The organism is Afifella sp. YEN Y35, from assembly GCF_047553465.1.
Lineage (GTDB): Bacteria > Pseudomonadota > Alphaproteobacteria > Rhizobiales > Afifellaceae > Afifella > Afifella aestuarii.
In genome coordinates, this window is record NZ_CP180203.1 from 3,670,177 (window position 1) to 3,688,059 (window position 17,883).

Sequence of the window (17,883 nt, forward strand, 5' to 3'; positions counted from 1 at the left end):
CGTTCCGCCTCTAGAAGTCGAGATCGGCGTAATGGGCCGGTGGTGTCACGCCGCGCATCTGGTCGTTGAGGAGCGGACGGAAGGACGGTCTCGATTTGATCCTCGCGTACCAATCCTTGACTTCCTCATATTCCTGCCAGGGCACCTCACCCAGAAAATCGGCCACGGAAAGCGCTGCGGCGGCGGCGAGATCAGCGTAGCTCATGCGGTCGCCAGCAAGCCAGCTCTGTTCCACGATCAGGTGGTCGATATAGCGCAGATGCATGCGGATATTAGCCCGGCCGGCGCGCAGGAGCGAGGAATCGGGCGAGGAATCCATGCCGAGCCGAGACATCTCGCGTTTGATGACCCGCTCTTCGGCGAGATAGACCGTCACTTCGGGATCGAACTTTCCGAGAAACCAGTCGAGGAGCCGCCGAACCTCGGCGCGGCCATCGGCGCTCGCCGGCAGAAGCCGGTGTTCGTCGAGGGCAAAGCCGCGGGTCTCGTCGAGATATTCAGAGGCCGGCCAGGCGCCGACGATCGGCGGACCGTTGTCTTCCTGCATCACCGGCAGGGTGCCAGCCGGATTCATCAGCAGGAAGTCCTCACGGCGCTCCCAGGGGCGCTCCTCGATCAACTCGCAATTGAGGTCGCATTCCCCCACCGCCAGACGAATGAAGCGGGAGGGAACGGACAACGGATGGTGGTAAAGCCGGATCATCAGCGGGGCTGGCTATCAAACTGGTCGAACGAAATGGGAAAGCTCATTGCGGCGTGGTAGGAGCCGCACGCTCGCGACGATTCGCGAGCGCCCTTGTGCCATGGCGGCGCAATCGGGCGAAGGTTGGGCGATCGCCTAGGCGGGAAAGGAAAGAGCTTGGATATCGGGACCATCGTTGAGGCCGCTTTCCTCGGTTTGGTCGAAGGGCTGACGGAGTTCATTCCTGTTTCATCGACAGCGCACATTCTGCTCGCCGGCCATTTCCTGGGCTTCGAATCGACGGGCAAGACCTTCGAAGTCCTTATCCAGCTCGGCGCCATCCTGGCCATTCTGTCGGTCTATTTTGGGCGGTTGTGGCGCGTGGCGACACAACTTCCGACGAGCCCCGATGCAAGGCGCTTCGTCATCGCGATCCTCCTCGCTTTCCTGCCGGCCGCAGTCATAGGTGTCATCGCGCACGATTTTATTAAGAATGTCTTATTCGAGACGCCGGTGCTGATATGTATCACCCTGATTGTGGGTGGCGTCATTCTCGCGTTCATCGATCGGCTGGACCTGAAGCCGGTGCATCATGACGCGATGCGGTATCCGCCGGGGCTCGCCTTCAAGATCGGCGTGTTCCAGTGCCTTGCGATGATCCCGGGTGTTTCGCGCTCCGGTGCGACCATCGCCGGCGCACTTCTGATGGGCTGCGACAAGCGTTCTGCGGCGGAATTTTCGTTCTTTCTCGCCATGCCGACGATGGCCGGCGCCTTCGCCTACGATCTCTTCAAGAATCGCGCGCTCTTGTCCGCCGACGATGCGGTGATCATCGGCGTCGGCTTCGTCTTCGCTTTCGCGGCGGCCCTCGTCGTGGTGCGCAGCCTGCTCGACTTCGTCTCCCGCCACGGCTTTACGCCGTTCGCCTGGTGGCGCATCGCCGTCGGCACGGCGGGCCTCATCGGGCTCTGGCTCTGGGGCTGATCTCTGCGCCTGATCTCTTCGTCTGATCTCTGCGGCGCGGCGGGAGCTCGCCCCGCCGCTTCAACGTTCTGACTGTCTTCGGAGCGCGGCTTCTTAGCGTTTCGCGCTCTGGCCCTGTCTCAGACGGGATGCTTCTCGGCGAACTGCCCATGGTCGCGGAAGCGCACGAGGTAGGTCGGCAGAATGAGCTCCAGCGCGGCAGGATCGACGCCGAGGCCTTCCAGTGTGCGGCCTTCCGCTTTCGCCTCTTCCGAGACGATATTGTCGAGCCGGAGCTGACGCACCTGATCGTAGGTGAGGGGCGGCGAGGGCAGTTTGCTCATGATGCGGCCCATCGGCTTGGCGACGCTGAAGGGGATCGACACGATCTTGCGCCGGCGGTTGATGACTTTCAGCATGAGTTCCATGCATTCGCGGAAGGTCAAAACCTCGGGGCCGCCGAGCTCGTAGGTCGCCCCGGGCTTCGCCTTGCCTTCGAGACTGTTCGCAATCGCCTCGGCCACATCGCCGACGAAGACCGGCTGAAAGCGCGAGCTGCCGTCGCCGATGATCGGCAGGATCGGAGACATCGCCGCCATGCCGGCAAAGCGGTTGAAGAACTCGTCTTCCGGCCCGAAGACGATCGACGGACGCATGACGATGGTTTCCGGCCGGTGTTCGCGCAGCCCCGCTTCGCCCTCCGCCTTGCTGCGGAAATAGGGGATATCGGAGTTCGCGTCGGCGCCAATGGCGGAGACATGCACGATATCGTCCACGCCGGCGGCCTTGGCCGCTTCGCCGATGGTGCGCGGACCTTTCGCCTGCACGGCGTCGAAGCTCTGGGCGCCGCCCTGGTAGAGGATGCCGACCAGATTGACGGCGGCATCGGCCCCGTCGAGGGCGCGTTCCACCGACCAGGGATAGCGCAAATTCGCCTGCATCGGGACGATCTGACCGACCGAGCCGAGCGGGCGCAGGTGGAAGGCGAGATCCGGCCGGCGCACGGCGACGCGGATGCGCCAGCCGCGCAGTGCAAGGGCACGCACGACATGACGGCCCAGAAAGCCGGAGCCCCCGAAGACGGTGACGAGGCGGGTCGGTTCGCTCGGTGGTTGCACGTTCAACTCCTGCCAGGCGTGTGGCTTCTCAGGCGAGAAGCATGGGTTTCGGACACATATAGTCTCGGGGGCATGCGGCCATCAACGGCCCGTGCTTCGTAAAGGTTGAGCCTTTCCCAAGGCTGCAGCGTTTTGCGGATGTTTGAGCGCCTCGTAGATCATCAGGCCGGTGGCGACGGCGAGATTGAGCGAATCGGCGCCTTCGCGCATCGGGATGCGCAAAAGGCCGTCGCAGGCGGCAGCGAGCGCGTCGGTCAGACCCTGGCGCTCATTGCCCATGACGAGGACGAGGGGCGGCGCATAATCCGCCTCCCGGAAATCCTCTGTGGCCGAAAGATGCGTGCCGAGAAGGCGCGCCGAATTGGCCTTCGCCGCGGCGAGGAAGGCCGCCTCATCGGCGGTGGCCAGCGGCACGTGGAAGAAGGAGCCCATGGAGGCGCGCACCGTTTCCAGCGAAAACGGATCGCAGCATTCGCCGATGAGTGCGACGCCCGCGACGCCCGCCGCATCCGCCGTGCGCAAAATGGTGCCGAGATTGCCGGGATCGCGGATGCGGTCGAGCCCGATCCACAGGCCTTCGCGGCCGATCTCCTTGCGGGGCGCCAGCCTCTGCTCGAAGACGCCGATGACGGAATGCGGGTTGTCGCGGCGGGAGAGCTTTTCGAGCACCGGGCGGCTGACGGACAGAACGCGCCCGCCCGCACCTTTGACGGCGGCGGCGGTGTCGGCAACCGCGCCCTCCTGCAGGCTCTCCGCAGAGGCAATGAAATCGTGGACGCGAAAGCCCGTCTCCAGCGCGTCGCGCACGAGCTTCAGGCCTTCGCCGAGGAAGAGGCCGGTGCGGTCCCGCTCCTTCTTCTTGGCCGAAAGGGCTGAGAGCTGTTTGACGATGGGGTTCGACGGGCTGGTGACGCGGTGAAAGCCTGGGCGCCACTCTTCCTCGGCTTCGTTCATTGTGGTTTCTCCGCCCGGCAATATAGGGCCGTGGGCAAGGCCTTGGCGCGGCCTTCGCCGAGAAGCGCCATTTCGCCGGACGTGACCCTGCCGCCTACGATATCGGCCGAAAGCTGGTGCAAAGCGAGATAGGAGGCGCGGATCGCATAGGCCGTCAGGATCAGCGTCCCGCCGGGCTTCAGGCACTGGGCGCAGAGTTTCAGCATCTCCGGCAGATCCTCAAACAGATGCCAGGTCTCGCCCTTCGGCCCGCGGCCGTATTTCGGCGGATCGAGCAGGATCATGTCATAGAGATTGCCGCGGCGCACCTCGCGGGCGGCGAACTTGCCGGCGTCGTCGAGGAGCCAGCGGATCGGCTTGTCATCGAGCCCGGAAAGCGCCTGGTTTTCGCGCGCCCAGGCGATCGCCTTTTTGGAGGCGTCGACATGGGTGACCTGGGCGCCGGCCTGCGCGGCGACGAGCGAGGCGATGCCGGTATAGCCGAAGAGATTGAGGAGTTTCGGCGCCTCAAGTCCCTTGAGCCGCTCTTCGACGAAATCCCAATGCACGGCGTGTTCGGGGAAGACGCCGACATGGCGGAAGGATGTCAGGCGGCAGGTGAAGGCGAGCGCGCCGTGACGGCACGTCCATTCCGTCTCGCTGGCGTTCTGCCGCCAGCGTCCGGCGCCTTCCTCTTCCACGTCGCCGGTGAAGACGGCGTCTGCCCGCTGCCATTGTTTCTCCGGGAGAGAAGGCGCCCACATCGCCTGCTCCTCCGGCCGGTCGAGCAGCATCGGCCCGAAGCGCTCGAGCTTGCGGCCGTTGCCGCTGTCGAGAAGCGCGTAATCCTCGTGGCCGCGGCTTGCGAGCACCCGCGGTTGAAAGGTGGCGTCGTCCGGAAGGGGGTCAGTCTGCACGATTGCCGATCAGAGTTTCTGTGAGCGTCGGGTCGCCGATCGCCAGGAAATAGGGATTCTGGAAAGGGCGGGGCCCGCCTTCGTGTTCGCGACCATAGAGAAAGGGCGTGCCATCGAGGTTGAGAACCTGGCCGCCGGCCGCCTCCAGCACCGCCTGGCCGGCCGCCGTGTCCCACTGCATGGTCGGGCCGAGGCGAGGGTAGAAATCGGCCTCGCCCGCCGCAAGCAGGCAGAATTTGAGCGAAGACCCGATCGAGCGCGTCTCCGCGGCTTCGAAACGGTCGAGAAATGCGGCCGTCTCCGGCGACATGTGCGAGCGGCTCGCGACCGCGATCGGCGTTTCCGGGACGGGGCGGATGGCGATCGTCTGCAGGTCGGTGACGATCCCCGACGGCCGCTCCACCTCGCCGCGCCAGGCCTCCTGTTTGAGGCCGCAGAAGAACTTGCCGAGCACCGGGGCGTAGACGACGCCGGCGACGGCATGTGCGTTCTCGACGAGGGCGATGTTGACGGTGAATTCGCCGCTGCCGCTCAGGAATTCTTTCGTTCCGTCGAGCGGATCGACGAGGAAGAAACGGGAGCCGCATTCGGGCGGTCCGAACTCCGAGCAGGCCTCTTCGGCGACGATCGGGATGTCGGGAAAGTCGTGGCGCAATCTTTCGGTGATGAGCTTTTCGCTCGCCCGATCCGCTGCGGATACGGGTGATGAATCGGCCTTCTTCTCCACGGCGAGGTCGCCGTCATGGATTTCGAGAATGGCCTCCCCGGCAGCGATCGCGATCGTCATGAGCGTATCGAGCGGCGCGGGCAGTTGGCTGAGTGGCATGAGGTCCCTTGTTGTCTCCGGCCTTGTCGTCTCCGGTCTTGCCATCAAATAGCCTTTGCCGGGGTTTGTTTGCCAGTTGAGTATGAATGGGCCTGTGTGCACAATCGAACGCAATCAACAAGGGGGCGTAGGGAGGCAGTATGAAACTCACCGGTGAATACGTGATCACGGCGCCGCGAGAGAAGGTCTGGGCGCTGCTCAACGATCCGGACGTGCTGCGCGAATGCCTGCCCGGCTGCGAAGAACTCCATGAGACCGAAACCGGCGGCCTGTCCGCGCGGGTGACGACGAAGATCGGACCGGTGAAGGCGACCTTCAACGGCACGGTCGAATTGCAGGATGTGAAGCCTCCCGAGAGCTACCGAATCGCCGGTGAAGGCCAGGGCGGGGTCGCGGGCTTTGCCAAGGGAACAGCCGATGTGCGCCTTGCCGAAGACGGCGAGACGACGATCCTGACCTATGACGCCGATGCGCAGGTGGGCGGCAAGCTCGCCCAGCTCGGCAATCGCCTCGTCGGATCGACAGCCAAGAAGCTCGCCGACCAGTTCTTCTCCTGCCTCGCCGAAAAGGCCGGCGGTCATACCGTCAAGGCCGATGAGGCGGCGCCGGCTGCCGGCACGGCCGATGAAGCCGTGCTCTCAGAGCCTGCCGGCACGGCTGCGATCCCAGGGGCCACCGTGCCGCCTCTTGCGACGGGCGTGCCGGAAGTGGGCGGCCAAGAGACCTCCGCCGGCACGAGCAGCGAGGCCAGGCGCGAGGGCGAGCATGAATCAGCCTTTTCGCATGCCGCCCACGAGCTGGAGCATGCCGCCGAAGAGGCCGAGGAGGCGGTCGAAGAACGCGCCGCCGGCGGGTTCCTCGGCGGGCCCATGGTCTGGGGCTTTATCGCGATCCTCGTTCTGATCGCGCTCTGGGCGATTCTTTAAGGTCGTGGCCGCATCGCCGGCCGCGATCTGGATAACGGGCGCCACGCCCCCATAACAAAACTCATAGGGAGGGTTTCAATGGTCACTGTGACGATGACGGTGAATGGCCGTCAGGTCTCCAAGGAGGTGGAAGATCGCCGCCTCCTCGTGGACTTTCTGCGCGAAGATCTGGAGCTGACCGGCACGCATGTCGGCTGCGACACCTCGCAATGCGGCGCCTGCGTCGTGCATCTCGACGGCAAGGCGATCAAATCCTGCACCATCCTTGCGGCGCAGGCGGACGGGACGTCGATCACGACGATCGAAGGGCTCGCCAATGGCGCCGATCTGCATCCCCTGCAGGCGGCCTTCAAAGAGCATCACGGTCTGCAATGCGGCTATTGCACGCCCGGCATGATCATGTCCGGCGTCGACATCATCCGCCGGCACGAGGGCCAGCTCGACGAGGACACGGTGCGCCACGAGCTCGAGGGCAATATCTGTCGCTGCACGGGCTACCACAACATCGTCAAGGCGATCCTCGCCGCGGCGCAGGAGATGCATGGCGAGGTCCGCCAGGCCGCCGAATAGACGCGTTGATCTTGGATCCGGACCGCCCCGCAAGAGACCCGACAAAGGGTCCGGCAAAAGGGTGCGGCCGAAGGAGGAAACATGGCTCAAAATGGGATCGGCGCGCGGGTCGCGCGCAAGGAAGACAAGCGATTCATCACCGGTAAGGGACGATACGTCGACGACATGCGCGTCGCGGGCATGAAGCATGTCGCTTTCGTGCGAAGCCCTTACGCCCATGCGAAGGTGGGCGGCATCAATGCGGAACAGGCGCGCAATATGCCGGGCGTGCTCGCCGTCCTCACGGGCTCGGAACTCGTTGCCGACGGCATCGGCAATCTCATCTGCGGCTGGATGGTCCATTCCAAGGACGGCACGCCGATGAATATGGGCGCATGGCCGGCGTTGGCGCCGGAAGTGGTGCGCTTCGTCGGCCAGGCCGTCGCCATGGTGATCGCCGAAACGCGCGGCGAGGCCCGCGATGCGGCCGATGTCGTGGCTGTGGAATGGGAGGAGCTTCCCGCCATCACCGATCCGGCGAAGGCTTTGGGGGAGGGCGTCCCGCAGCTTCATCCCGAGGCGAAGGGCAACCTGATCTACGATTGGGAGATCGGCGACAAGGCCGCAGCCGACAAGGCTTTGTCGGAGGCCGCCCATGTCACGCGCATGGAGATCGTCAACAACCGCCTCGTTCCGAACGCCATGGAGCCGCGGGCGGCGCTCGCCCGATACGATGCGGCGGACGACCATTTCACCTTATGGACGACGTCGCAGAACCCGCATGTGGCGCGGCTCGTTCTCTCCGCCTTCTACAATGTGGCGCCGGAACACAAATTGCGGGTGATCGCGCCGGATGTCGGCGGCGGCTTCGGCTCCAAGATCTTCATCTACCCGGAAGAGGTCGCCTGCCTGTGGGCGGCGCGCAAGACGGGTCTTGCGGTGAAATGGACGGGCGACCGGTCTGAGGCGTTTTTGACCGACGCGCATGGCCGCGACCATGTCACGGTCGCCGAAATGGCCTTCGATGCGAACAATCGCATCACCGCCTTCAAGATCGACACGATCGCCAATTTCGGCGCCTACATGTCGCTCTTTTCGTCCTCGGTGCCGACCTATCTCTACGCCACGCTCCTGTCGGGGCAGTACGATATCCCGACGATCCACTGCAATGTGCGCGGCGTCTATACGAACACCGCGCCGGTCGATGCCTATCGCGGTGCCGGGCGGCCGGAAGCGACTTATGTCGTGGAACGGATGATGGAGACGGCAGCGCGCGAGCTCGGCGTGGCGCCGCCGGAACTTCGGCGGACGAACTTCATCCGCGAATTCCCGCATCAGACGCCGGTGATCATGAATTACGACGCCGGCGATTACGAAGCTTCGCTGAGCGCCGCTCTGTCGGCCTCCGATTATGCCGGTTTCGGCGAGCGCAAGGCGGAAGCCGCGCGTCGCGGCAAGCTCCGCGGCATCGGCCTCTCCTGCTATATCGAGGCTTGCGGCATTGCGCCCTCGCAGGCCGTGGGGTCGCTCGGAGCGGGCGTCGGGCTGTGGGAATCGGCCGAAGTGCGGGTCAATCCGGTCGGCACGATCGAGGTTCTCACCGGCTCGCACAGCCACGGCCAGGGGCACGAGACGACGTTTGCCCAGCTCGTGGCGGAGCGCCTCGGCGTGCCGATCGACAATGTCTCGATCGTGCATGGCGACACCGACAAGGTGCAGTTCGGCATGGGCACGTACGGCTCGCGTTCCGGCGCGGTCGGCATGTCGGCGATTTCGAAAGCCATCGACAAGGTCGAGGCGAAGGCGAAAAAACTCGCCGCGCATCTCCTGGAGGCGGCCGAGGGCGATATCGAAATCGCCGATGGCGAGGTGCGGGTCGCCGGCACGGACAAGAAGCTCGGCTGGCATGAGGTCTGCCTTGCCGCCTATACAGCGCACAATCTGCCGGAGGGCATGGAGCCGGGCCTCAAAGAGGGCGCCTTCTACGATCCGGCGAACTTCACCTTCCCGGCCGGCGCCTATGTCTGCGAGGTCGAGGTCGATCCCGATACCGGCCACACCGAGATCGTCCAGTTCGTGGCGGCCGATGATTTCGGGCGGGTCATCAACCCGATGATCGTCGAAGGCCAGGTGCATGGCGGTATCGCCCAGGGCGTCGGGCAGGCGATCCTGGAGGGCTGCATCTATGATGCGGAGAGCGGCCAGCTCATCACGGCGTCTTACAATGACTACGCCATGCCGCGGGCGCACGATTTGCCGTCCTTCAAGGTGTCGACCACGGAGACGATCTGTCCGTCCAATCCGATCGGCATGAAAGGCTGCGGCGAGGCGGGGGCCATCGGCACGCCGCCGGCGGTGATCAACGCCATTACCGATGCGATCGACAACAACGACCTTTCCATGCCGGCGACATCGGAGAAGGTGTGGCGGGCCCTGCGGGCCGGTGCCACACCGATGCGGCAGGCGGCGGAATAGGAGCAAAGCCCATGTATTCTCTCACCTATAAGCGTGCAGACAGCGTGGAAGAGGCGCGGCGCTTGTTCCAGGAAGCGTCCGATGCCGCCTATCTCTCCGGCGGCCACACCTTGCTGCCGACCATGAAGCAGCGGCTTGCCGCGCATGACGTGCTCGTCGATCTCACCCGCATCGGCTCCATGAAGGGGATCTCGGTCGAAGGCGATCGGGTCCGCATCGGGGGCGGTATGACGCATGCGGAGGTCGCGGGCTCCAGCGAGGTGCAGCGGGCGATCCCGTCGCTTGCCGCGCTCGCCGGTTCGATCGGGGATGCGCAGGTGCGCCATCGCGGCACGCTCGGCGGCTCGATCGCCAATGACGATCCGGCCGCCGATTATCCCGCGGCCGCGCTGGCGCTTGCCGCCACGATCACGACCGACAGCCGCGAGATCGCGGCCGACGATTTCTTCACGGCGCTCTACGAGACGGCGCTGGAGGAAAGCGAGATCGTGACAGGCGTGAGCTTCGCCATTCCCGAGACGGCGGGCTATGCCAAGTTCCGCAATCCCGCCTCGCGCTATCCGATGGCCGGGGTTTTTGTGGCACGCCATCGCGATGGCTCGGTCCGTGTCGCCGTCACCGGTGCCGGCAATGAAGGCGTCTTCCGCTGGCATGCGGCGGAGACGGCGCTTGCCGGAGATTTCTCCGCCAATGCGCTGGAAGGCCTCAGCGTCGACCCCGACCTGATGATGGGCGACATTCACGGCTCGGCCGAATACCGGGCGAACCTCGTCGCCGTGATGGCACGGCGGGCGCTCGCCAATCTCGGCTCGGCCGAGGCGATCATCTGAGGCATCGCACGCGGCAAAGGTAAGAGGGAACGGCCGCGGCTGCGGCCGTTTCACTGTGGAGAGCGGGACGGCAAGGAAAGTCGGGCCTTTGCGCCGCCGATGCGCGTTACAGCGGCGGGGCTAGTCTGTGTCGCTCAGGTCGCGTAAAAATGCTTGGTTGCTGCAGGTGGAGCTTGCCGTTGACTGCCGGGCAGGGCGCAACTATAGCATCGGGCGACAACGCGGCCGTTTACGGCCGCGCTTTCTGTTGGGCCGAAGCGACAATTGTCGGCGCCGACAGAGCCCTTCAATTGGCAACGAACGGATCTTGATATGGCCAATACACCTTCGGCCAGGAAGGCTGCTCGGAAGATCGAGCAGCGCACGGCCACCAACAAGGCGCGGCGTTCGCGCCTGCGCACTTTCCTGCGGCAGGTCGAAGAGGCCATCGCCTCGGGGAATTCCCAGGCCGCCCAGAGCGCTCTGCGCGAGGCGCAGCCGGAATTGATGCGTGGCGCTTCCAAAGGCGTCCTGCACAAGAACACCGCGGCGCGGAAGATGTCGCGTTTGGCACAGCGCGTGAAGGCCCTCGGCTGAGCGCAACCTGGCGGCGTCTTCGGTGCGCCGCCTTCGCCTGAGATGACATGGCAGGGCGGGCTTTGCCCGCTTTCCACACACAGCCAAAGAGACGCTGCAGTGCCCTTTTTGCGGCCGGCGTCGAACGCTCCCGGCAGAGTCTGGTTGAGCCACGCTGTCAGAATTATCCATTCATTAACAAAAGTTTATGGGCAAGACGGACGTCCGGACCCGGATTTTTGGAGCGGATTGCGAGTCAAGCCCAATTGCGCGGCAACGATTCTGACTCACTTCGAAAGCCGTTGCCGAAAACGCACATATTGCCCAAGACTCTGAGACTCCAAGGGCTTGCGGCGCGACGCTGGGACGGTCTTCCCGAAGGTCACGTCGGAGTCGTTTTTAGTTCGTTCCGTCTGCGTCGGATTCGATGGTTGCCCCCCCCTCAGCTCTGTGGTTTTTAGATCGCCACGACGGGGCGACCCGATGCCCTCAGCAAAAGGTGAAGCCGAACGGCGCCAGGAATCCTTTCTGGCGTGGTGGATGCCTTGCGCCTGGGCGGGTCCAAACCTGGGGTTCGCTCCGTCGCGGCGGTCTTTCAAGACCGTCAAAACCAAAAGGCTGGGATCCCCTCTTACGGGTGTTTTTGGCGGCCGGGTCATGGCTCGGGCGGACAGGAGGCATTTGTCTTGCGTACAACGGTTTATCAGGGCGACGTCGGACCGGAGGAGGCCTGGAAGGGGCTCTCAGAGTCGGATGCCGTGCTGGTCGATGTGCGCACGCGTGCCGAATGGGCCTATGTCGGTGTCCCGGATCTGTCGCCCCTGGGGCGTCAGCTTTTTTTGGCGGAGTGGCAGTCCTTTCCCACGCAACAGGTCGATCCGGATTTTGCCGGAAAGCTTGTCGCAGCCCTGGGGGAGGCTGGGGTCGGACAGGACGTGCCGCTCTATTTCATCTGTCGATCGGGCGTGCGCTCCGCTGCAGCGGCGGCGGCCATGACGGCGGCAGGGTATGGTCCATGTTTCAACGTTTCGGGAGGGTTCGAGGGGGACCGCAACGAGGCTGGACATCGCGGGCAGATCAACGGCTGGAAAGCGGTGGGACTGCCCTGGACGCAGTCTTGACTGTCGTTCGGGTGCATGAGGTGAAAGGCTTGGCGCGTCAGCGCCCGGCGCAAGGAGGACGAGGCAGTATGTCTGCAGAGGCGGCGAAAATCATGAAGGAGCAGGACGTGGCGGAGACAGACGTCGAGCGGCGTGACTGGGACGAAGCCTGGGCGCGCGTCAAAAAGCGGCTCCGGACGGAGCTCGGTGACGACGTCTTTACGTCATGGTTTGCGCGCATCGAATGCGACGGGGTTGCGGCGGGTGTCGTCAGCCTTTCGGCGCCGACCCTGTTTTTGAAGGGATGGATCAAGAGTCATTACAGTGACCGCCTGGTGGCGCTCTGGAACGCCGAATATGGCGACGTGCGCCGGGTCGATGTCGTCAAGCGCAGCCCTCTCAAGTTTCCTGCGCAAGTCAAGGTTGTGCATTCCGAACCGACGCCGGCCCAGCCTCAGGCCGCGCAGGAGGAGGCGGAAGACCGCTTCGCCGGTTCGCCTCTCGATGCCCGGCTGACCTTCACCAGTTTCTGCGAGGGCGCCTCCAACGAGGTCGCGTTCCGCGCGGCCCGGGCCGTGGCCACGGCGCCCGACGGTGCACCTCCCCTCTACAATCCTCTCTACCTCCATGCCGGCGTCGGCATCGGCAAGACGCATCTGTTGCAGGCGATCGCGCATGAGACGCGCAAGCTGCATCCGCAGCGGCGGGTGATGTATCTGACGGTGGAGCGCTTCACCTTCCAGTTCGTCGCCGCCCTGCGCGACAAGGCCGCGCTCGACTTCAAGGAAAAGCTGCGTTCGATCGACATCCTCCTGATCGACGACATGCAGTTCCTGACCGGGCGCAGCGTGCAGCAGGAATTCTGCCACATGCTGAATGCGCTCCTCGACAGCTCCAAGCAGGTCGTCGTTGCCGCCGACCGCGCGCCGGGCGAGCTCGACGGGATCGACGAGCGCGTGCGCTCCCGCCTCAAGGGTGGCGTGGTGGTCGGCATGGCGCGCCCGGATACGGCGATGCGCCGCAAAATTCTCGATCTTCGTCTGGCGGCCGCGCGCGAACGCGATCCCAAGATCCAGGTGCCCGACAACGTGCTCGACTTCATCGCCCGCATGGTGGTGAGCAACGGGCGCGATCTCGACGGTGCCTTGAACCGGCTGATTTGTCGCGCCCAGTTTTCCGACCAGCCGATCTCGGTCGAGGCCTGCGAACTGGCGATCGCCGATCTCATCGGGGACCGCGAGCCGAAGCGCATCCGCATCGAGGACATCCAGAAGATCGTCGCCCGCCATTACAATGTGAGCCGGCAGGACCTCGTCTCTGCGCGGCGCACGCGCACCGTCGTCAGGCCCCGGCAGATCGCCATGTATCTCGCCAAGACCATGACGCCGCGCTCGTTTCCGGAGATCGGCAAGCGCTTCGGCGGCCGCGACCACACGACGGTCCTGCACGCCGTGCGCAAGATCGAGGGGCTCGTCGGCGCCGATCAAAAGCTCTCCGACGAGATCGAGCTCCTGCGTCGGCTGTTGCAGGATTAAGTCCTCCGGCGCCGGCGGTGTCGTCCACCGCCGGCGCCCCTCTTCGTGGTTCTTCCGCGCAAGCGGCCACGCGCACTTGCTTTTGTCAGTGAGGCGCGCCAATTTGACCGCCCGCCGCTGCGATGCACCCGTATCCGCAGGGGCTTCGGGCCCTCCAATTCCTGGAATGCCGGTATGAAAGTTGCGATCGAAAGGGCTGCCTTCCTGAAAGCCCTGACCCCCGTCCATCGCGTCGTCGAACGGCGCAACACCATTCCGATCCTGTCGAATGTGCTGTTGCGCGTGGTCGAGGGCGGCGTGCTCTTGAAAGCCACCGACCTCGATCTGGAGGTGTCCAATCGGATGCCGGCCATGGTCGAGCAGCCGGGGGCCGCCACCGTGCCGGCGCATATGCTCTACGACATCGTGCGCAAGGCGCCGGAAGGCTCGGAGATCTCGCTGACGACCGGCGACGGCGGCACCATGAAATTGATGGCGGGGCGTGCCCGCTTCGAATTGCAGATGCTGCCGGATTCCGATTTCCCGGACCTCGATCCGGGCGAACTTCCGGTGCGCTTTGCGCTGACGGCGAGCGAGCTGCGGCGCCTCATCGAGCGCACGCAGTTCGCGATCTCCACGGAAGAGACCCGCTACTACCTGAACGGCATCTTCTTCCACGTCGCGGGCGAGGGCGCGGAGCGGCGGCTGCGCGCCGTGGCGACCGATGGGCACCGTCTCGCCAAGGCGGAAATGACCGCGCCGGAAGGCAGCGACGAGATGCCGGGCATCATCGTGCCGCGCAAGACGATCGGCGAGATGCAGCGTCTTCTGGAGGACGGCGACACCAATGTGACGCTCGAACTCTCCGACACCAAGATTCGTCTGAGCGCCGGTTCGATCGTGCTCACCTCGAAGCTCATCGACGGCACGTTTCCGGACTACGAGCGGGTCATCCCGTCCGGCAACGACAAGGAGATGGTCGTCTCCAAGGATATCTTCAAAAATGCCGTCGACCGGGTTTCGACCATTTCCTCCGATCGCGGCCGGGCGGTGAAGCTGGCGCTTTCCGAAGGGCGTCTGGTTCTGACCGTCAACAATCCGGATTCCGGCAGCGCCACCGACGAGATCGATGTCGATTATGATGCCGAGCCTTTGGAGATCGGCTTCAATTCGCGCTATCTCCTCGACATCGCCGACCAGCTGACGACGGGCGAAGCGCGTTTCGAGCTTGCCGATCCCGGATCGCCGACGCTCATTTGCGACAAAGAGGGCGGCGACGCGCTCTATGTGCTGATGCCGATGCGCGTGTGAGGTCATGATCGCGGCGCCTGCGGCTTGGCAGCAGGTCACGCTCGCTTCCCTGAAGCTGACGGACTTTCGCAATTACAAGACGGTCGGGTGCGACCTCCGGCCGGGGCTCGTCGTGCTCACGGGCCGCAACGGTTCCGGCAAAACCAACCTTCTGGAAGCCGTGTCTTTCCTCTCGCCCGGCCGGGGCCTGCGGCGGGCAAAACTCGGCTCGGTCGCCCGCACCGACGGCTCTGGGGGCTGGGCGGTTGCGGCCGATATCGCTGCCGGCGAGGACGTTAGGCGCGTCGGCACCGGGCTTCGCTCCGCGGAAGAGGCAAGCCGGGAGGTGCGCGTCGACGGGGCGACGGCGCCCTCGTCGGAAGCCCTGTCGGAGTATTGCCGGGTTTTGTGGCTGACGCCGGCGATGGACGGGCTCTTCACCGGCGCGCCAGGAGACCGAAGGCGTTTTCTCGACCGCCTGACGCTTGCGATCGATCCGGGGCACGGGGCGCGGGTGCGCGCCTTCGACCGGCTCATCTCGAGCCGCAATCGTCTGCTCGAAGACGATGCCGGACCGCGCTGGCTTTCCGCGGTGGAGGCGGAGCTCGCCGAAGCGGCGCTCGCCGTCTCGCTCGCCCGCCAGGAAACGGTGGCGCTCCTCGCTGGCTTGATCGCCTCCCATGACGAGACCTCCGCCTTTCCCTCCGCCGGGCTCGCGCTTGAGGGTGATTTCGAGGCGGAGCTGGTGGCGGGCCGTTCGGCAAGCGAGGCGGAGGAAGCCTATCGGGCGGCGCTTGCGTCGGAGAGAGGGCGCGACCGCGCCGCCAAGCGAACCCTTTCGGGGCCGCACCGCTCCGATCTCGCCGTCACCTTTGCCGCCAAGAACGCGCCGGCGGCGCTTTCCTCCACCGGCGAGCAGAAGGCGCTGCTGCTTGCCATCATCCTGGCGGAGGCAGAGCTCGTTGCCCGCGTTGCCGGAATGACGCCCATCCTCCTCCTCGACGAGGTCGCCGCCCATCTCGACGAGGGACGGCGGGCGGCGCTTCTTGCGCGTCTCGAGGCGCTCGGCGGGCAGAGTTTTCTCACCGGCACCGACAAGGCCCTCTTTGCCGCCGTCAATGACAGCGCCCAGTTCATCGAGGTTGTCGACGGACAGCTTTTATAGGCCTAGAGCCGCCTCTGCAGGCCGGATCAGGCAGGGCAGGTGCAGACGTTGGCGGCAGCGGCACGGCCGTGGCGCGTCGATGTCAGGATCAGGCCGATGACGACGAGAACGATGAGCGCTCCCCCGTAGAGGTTGGCAACGGCGAGAAGGTCGAGCCGTCGTACCATATATCCGGCGAGGATCGCCGGCACGCTGTTGGCCAGATAGCTCTCAATGTAGAAGGCGGCCATCAGACCCGCCCTTTCGTGTGGTGCGGCCAGAGGCACGACACTGCGCATGGCGCCCAGAAAGGCAGCGCCGAAACCGAGACCGCCGATGACCGAGCCGGCAAGCAGAAGACTTCCGAGATGCAGATCGGCTCCGACCAGGGTGACGGAGACGCCGAGGATCAGGGCGCATGCGCCGCTCACAAGCGCCGTCAAAGGCGCGGACTGGCGCAGGAGGAGGATGGCGAGGCCGCCGCTCATCGTCAGCGCCGCGACGGTGAGGCCTCCGAGCCAGGTTGAATGCGCGGCCGTGACGGTTGCGATGAGCGAGGGCATCAGCGACAGGTAGAAGCCTCCAAGCGCCCAGACCGCGACATTGATCGGGGTGACCGCGAGGAGCTCCGTCCATGCGTTTTGGGGCACGAAGATCCGTGGCCGCAGCGAGGCGAGAGCCCCAGGCCGCCGCTGCGCCGTCTCGGGTGTCCGCCACGTCAGGACGAGCTGCAGGCAGAGCGCCACCAGCAGCACGACGAAGACGAGGTGCAACGGCGCCGGGGCGATTTCGACGAGAGCTGTGGTGCCAAGCGCGCCGAAGCCCATGCCGAGCATCGGGGAGATGCTGTTGATCAGGGCACCCCGCTGGTGGTCGAGATCGATCAGAGCCGCTGCGAGCGTCGAGGTGGCAAGGCCGGTCGCCGCGCCCTGCACAAGACGCGCTGCAAGCAGCCAGCCTGGCGATGTCGCGATCAGGAACAGCGTGATCGCGGCGACTTCGAGCAGCAATGCGAGGCTGAGGACCGGCCGACGTCCGAGATAGTCGGACAAGGACCCCGCGAGGACGAGGCTCGTCAGCAAGGCGAAGGCGTAGACGCCGAAGATCAAGGTGAGCATGCCTGGCGAGAACCCCCAGGCGGCCTGGTAAAGCCGGTAGAGCGGGGTGAGGGCGCTCGATGCGGCGAGGAAAATCACCGTTGTTGCGGTATGCACCGAAAGCGCGGTCGTTGCGGCCGGCGTTCCAGGCAGGGCAGATTCGTTTGACATGGGGCGACCTGTGAGACAAAAGCGAAAAATGTGCTTTTGTAATATCCGACGTTTTCACTTAACGCAAATAATTTGCGTTAGTGGCGATCAGAATGACACGTGAGGAAGATCCGGTTGCGGGCGGACGGAAGGGCCCTCGCCCGGGAGGGCGCAGTGCGCGCGTGCAGGCTGCGGTTCACCAGGCCGTGCGGGACATTCAGCGAGAGGCAGGCCGGGAGGAACTGACCGTGCCGGCGATTGCCGCCCGGGCCGGGGTGACGCCATCGACGATCTATCGGCGCTGGGGAGACCTTTCGCAGCTTCTCTCCGACGTCGCCCTGGAGCGTCTGCGCCCTGACGGTGCGCCGGCGGACACAGGGTCGTTTCGCAGCGACATGGAAGCATGGCTTGCCCAATACATCGACGAGATGTCGTCAGCCTTTGGCCGCTCCGTTTTGCGGGATCTCGTCGGCGGCCAGACATCGGCCAATGCGGGTGAATGCGCCTGCGCGTTGCGCGAGCAGTTCGAGGTGATCCGGGAGAGGGCGGCGCGGCGTGGAGAGAGCCCGCCCGATAGCGAGGCGCTCATGGACCACGTGTTCGCCCCGCTTGTGTACCGCCTGCTCTTTGCCGGCGAGGATGTGAGCTTCGGCTTTGCGCAAGGTTTGCTGGAGCGACTCGTTCCTGCGGGAGAGGCGCCTCACGGCCCCAAGGACGGCTCTTTGCCGGGCAATTCGGCCCGTGTTTCGTAAGTCATCCTCAACATCAGGCGTGGACGCTAAAAAACATGGCCGCCGCCTTCATTGGCGTTGCC

At 65.0% G+C, this 17,883-nt stretch carries 17 protein-coding genes; 11 read left to right on the top strand and 6 right to left on the bottom strand.

Translation table 11 applies throughout. From position 1 onward, the window contains the following. Positions 1-10 precede the first annotated feature (10 nt). The gene (locus ACK8CP_RS17395) at positions 11-703 is read right to left on the bottom strand and encodes a glutathione S-transferase family protein (RefSeq protein ID WP_414832650.1); all 693 of its coding nucleotides are present in this window, start codon (positions 701-703) and stop codon (positions 11-13) included. Positions 704-859: 156 nt separating this feature from the next. On the opposite strand from ACK8CP_RS17395, the gene ACK8CP_RS17400 reads away from it, so the two are divergent. Further along, complete coding sequence (locus ACK8CP_RS17400; protein WP_414832651.1) at positions 860-1,666, top strand: undecaprenyl-diphosphate phosphatase; 807 nt, start codon at positions 860-862, stop codon at positions 1,664-1,666. Positions 1,667-1,785: 119 nt separating this feature from the next. Here ACK8CP_RS17400 and ACK8CP_RS17405 read toward each other — a convergent pair whose 3' ends face one another. From ACK8CP_RS17405 to cysQ, 4 genes are all read right to left on the bottom strand, one after another. Then, the gene (locus ACK8CP_RS17405) at positions 1,786-2,763 is read right to left on the bottom strand and encodes a complex I NDUFA9 subunit family protein (RefSeq protein ID WP_414832652.1); all 978 of its coding nucleotides are present in this window, start codon (positions 2,761-2,763) and stop codon (positions 1,786-1,788) included. Between the two features lie 81 nt (positions 2,764-2,844). After that, entirely contained in the window at positions 2,845-3,717 is an 873-nt protein-coding gene (locus ACK8CP_RS17410; protein WP_414832653.1) for a TrmH family RNA methyltransferase, read from the bottom strand. Beyond that, entirely contained in the window at positions 3,714-4,613 is a 900-nt protein-coding gene (locus tag ACK8CP_RS17415; RefSeq protein WP_414832654.1) for a class I SAM-dependent methyltransferase, read from the bottom strand. The genes ACK8CP_RS17410 and ACK8CP_RS17415 overlap by 4 nt, the downstream gene beginning before the upstream one ends. Continuing rightward, positions 4,603-5,439: a 3'(2'),5'-bisphosphate nucleotidase CysQ gene (gene cysQ / locus ACK8CP_RS17420; protein WP_414832655.1), complete on the bottom strand. Its 837-nt coding sequence runs from the start codon at positions 5,437-5,439 to the stop codon at positions 4,603-4,605. The genes ACK8CP_RS17415 and cysQ overlap by 11 nt, the downstream gene beginning before the upstream one ends. Before the next feature lie 140 nt (positions 5,440-5,579). On the opposite strand from cysQ, the gene ACK8CP_RS17425 reads away from it, so the two are divergent. From ACK8CP_RS17425 to recF, 9 genes are all read left to right on the top strand, one after another. Next, positions 5,580-6,365, top strand: a complete 786-nt coding sequence (locus tag ACK8CP_RS17425) for an SRPBCC family protein (RefSeq protein ID WP_414832656.1) — start codon at positions 5,580-5,582, stop codon at positions 6,363-6,365. Positions 6,366-6,443: 78 nt separating this feature from the next. Then, positions 6,444-6,935, top strand: coding sequence for a (2Fe-2S)-binding protein (locus ACK8CP_RS17430; RefSeq protein WP_128290803.1), 492 nt, complete (start codon positions 6,444-6,446; stop codon positions 6,933-6,935). 81 nt (positions 6,936-7,016) lie between these two features. After that, complete coding sequence (locus ACK8CP_RS17435; protein ID WP_414832657.1) at positions 7,017-9,389, top strand: xanthine dehydrogenase family protein molybdopterin-binding subunit; 2,373 nt, start codon at positions 7,017-7,019, stop codon at positions 9,387-9,389. An 11-nt stretch (positions 9,390-9,400) separates the two neighbouring features. After that, a complete protein-coding gene (locus ACK8CP_RS17440; RefSeq protein WP_414832658.1) occupies positions 9,401-10,219 on the top strand; it encodes an FAD binding domain-containing protein in 819 nt (272 codons plus the stop codon). Positions 10,220-10,531: 312 nt separating this feature from the next. Continuing rightward, positions 10,532-10,795, top strand: coding sequence for a 30S ribosomal protein S20 (gene rpsT / locus ACK8CP_RS17445; RefSeq protein ID WP_092814887.1), 264 nt, complete (start codon positions 10,532-10,534; stop codon positions 10,793-10,795). A gap of 665 nt (positions 10,796-11,460) precedes the next feature. Next, positions 11,461-11,895: a rhodanese-like domain-containing protein gene (locus ACK8CP_RS17450; protein ID WP_234629217.1), complete on the top strand. Its 435-nt coding sequence runs from the start codon at positions 11,461-11,463 to the stop codon at positions 11,893-11,895. Between the two features lie 68 nt (positions 11,896-11,963). Next, positions 11,964-13,409: a chromosomal replication initiator protein DnaA gene (dnaA, locus tag ACK8CP_RS17455; protein ID WP_414832659.1), complete on the top strand. Its 1,446-nt coding sequence runs from the start codon at positions 11,964-11,966 to the stop codon at positions 13,407-13,409. 174 nt (positions 13,410-13,583) lie between these two features. Next, positions 13,584-14,699, top strand: coding sequence for a DNA polymerase III subunit beta (dnaN, locus tag ACK8CP_RS17460; protein WP_414832660.1), 1,116 nt, complete (start codon positions 13,584-13,586; stop codon positions 14,697-14,699). 4 nt (positions 14,700-14,703) lie between these two features. Then, positions 14,704-15,843, top strand: a complete 1,140-nt coding sequence (gene recF, locus ACK8CP_RS17465) for a DNA replication/repair protein RecF (protein ID WP_414832661.1) — start codon at positions 14,704-14,706, stop codon at positions 15,841-15,843. 26 nt (positions 15,844-15,869) lie between these two features. Here the strand turns inward: recF and ACK8CP_RS17470 are convergent, their stop codons facing one another. Next, positions 15,870-17,090: an MFS transporter gene (locus ACK8CP_RS17470; protein ID WP_414832662.1), complete on the bottom strand. Its 1,221-nt coding sequence runs from the start codon at positions 17,088-17,090 to the stop codon at positions 15,870-15,872. Positions 17,091-17,182: 92 nt separating this feature from the next. Between ACK8CP_RS17470 and ACK8CP_RS17475 the strand changes: the two genes are divergently transcribed. Further along, complete coding sequence (locus tag ACK8CP_RS17475; protein WP_414832663.1) at positions 17,183-17,821, top strand: TetR/AcrR family transcriptional regulator; 639 nt, start codon at positions 17,183-17,185, stop codon at positions 17,819-17,821. The last annotated feature ends 62 nt before the right edge of the window (positions 17,822-17,883 follow it).

Coding starts and splice junctions, on each gene's coding strand:
- ACK8CP_RS17395 (WP_414832650.1), bottom strand. CDS start 703: ATGATCCGGCTTTACCACCATCCGTTGTCCGTTCCCTCCCGCTTCATT.
- rpsT (WP_092814887.1), top strand. CDS start 10,532: ATGGCCAATACACCTTCGGCCAGGAAGGCTGCTCGGAAGATCGAGCAG.
- ACK8CP_RS17425 (WP_414832656.1), top strand. CDS start 5,580: ATGAAACTCACCGGTGAATACGTGATCACGGCGCCGCGAGAGAAGGTC.
- ACK8CP_RS17470 (WP_414832662.1), bottom strand. CDS start 17,090: ATGTCAAACGAATCTGCCCTGCCTGGAACGCCGGCCGCAACGACCGCG.
- recF (WP_414832661.1), top strand. CDS start 14,704: ATGATCGCGGCGCCTGCGGCTTGGCAGCAGGTCACGCTCGCTTCCCTG.
- ACK8CP_RS17475 (WP_414832663.1), top strand. CDS start 17,183: ATGACACGTGAGGAAGATCCGGTTGCGGGCGGACGGAAGGGCCCTCGC.
- cysQ (WP_414832655.1), bottom strand. CDS start 5,439: ATGCCACTCAGCCAACTGCCCGCGCCGCTCGATACGCTCATGACGATC.
- dnaN (WP_414832660.1), top strand. CDS start 13,584: ATGAAAGTTGCGATCGAAAGGGCTGCCTTCCTGAAAGCCCTGACCCCC.
- ACK8CP_RS17410 (WP_414832653.1), bottom strand. CDS start 3,717: ATGAACGAAGCCGAGGAAGAGTGGCGCCCAGGCTTTCACCGCGTCACC.
- dnaA (WP_414832659.1), top strand. CDS start 11,964: ATGTCTGCAGAGGCGGCGAAAATCATGAAGGAGCAGGACGTGGCGGAG.
- ACK8CP_RS17430 (WP_128290803.1), top strand. CDS start 6,444: ATGGTCACTGTGACGATGACGGTGAATGGCCGTCAGGTCTCCAAGGAG.
- ACK8CP_RS17435 (WP_414832657.1), top strand. CDS start 7,017: ATGGCTCAAAATGGGATCGGCGCGCGGGTCGCGCGCAAGGAAGACAAG.
- ACK8CP_RS17440 (WP_414832658.1), top strand. CDS start 9,401: ATGTATTCTCTCACCTATAAGCGTGCAGACAGCGTGGAAGAGGCGCGG.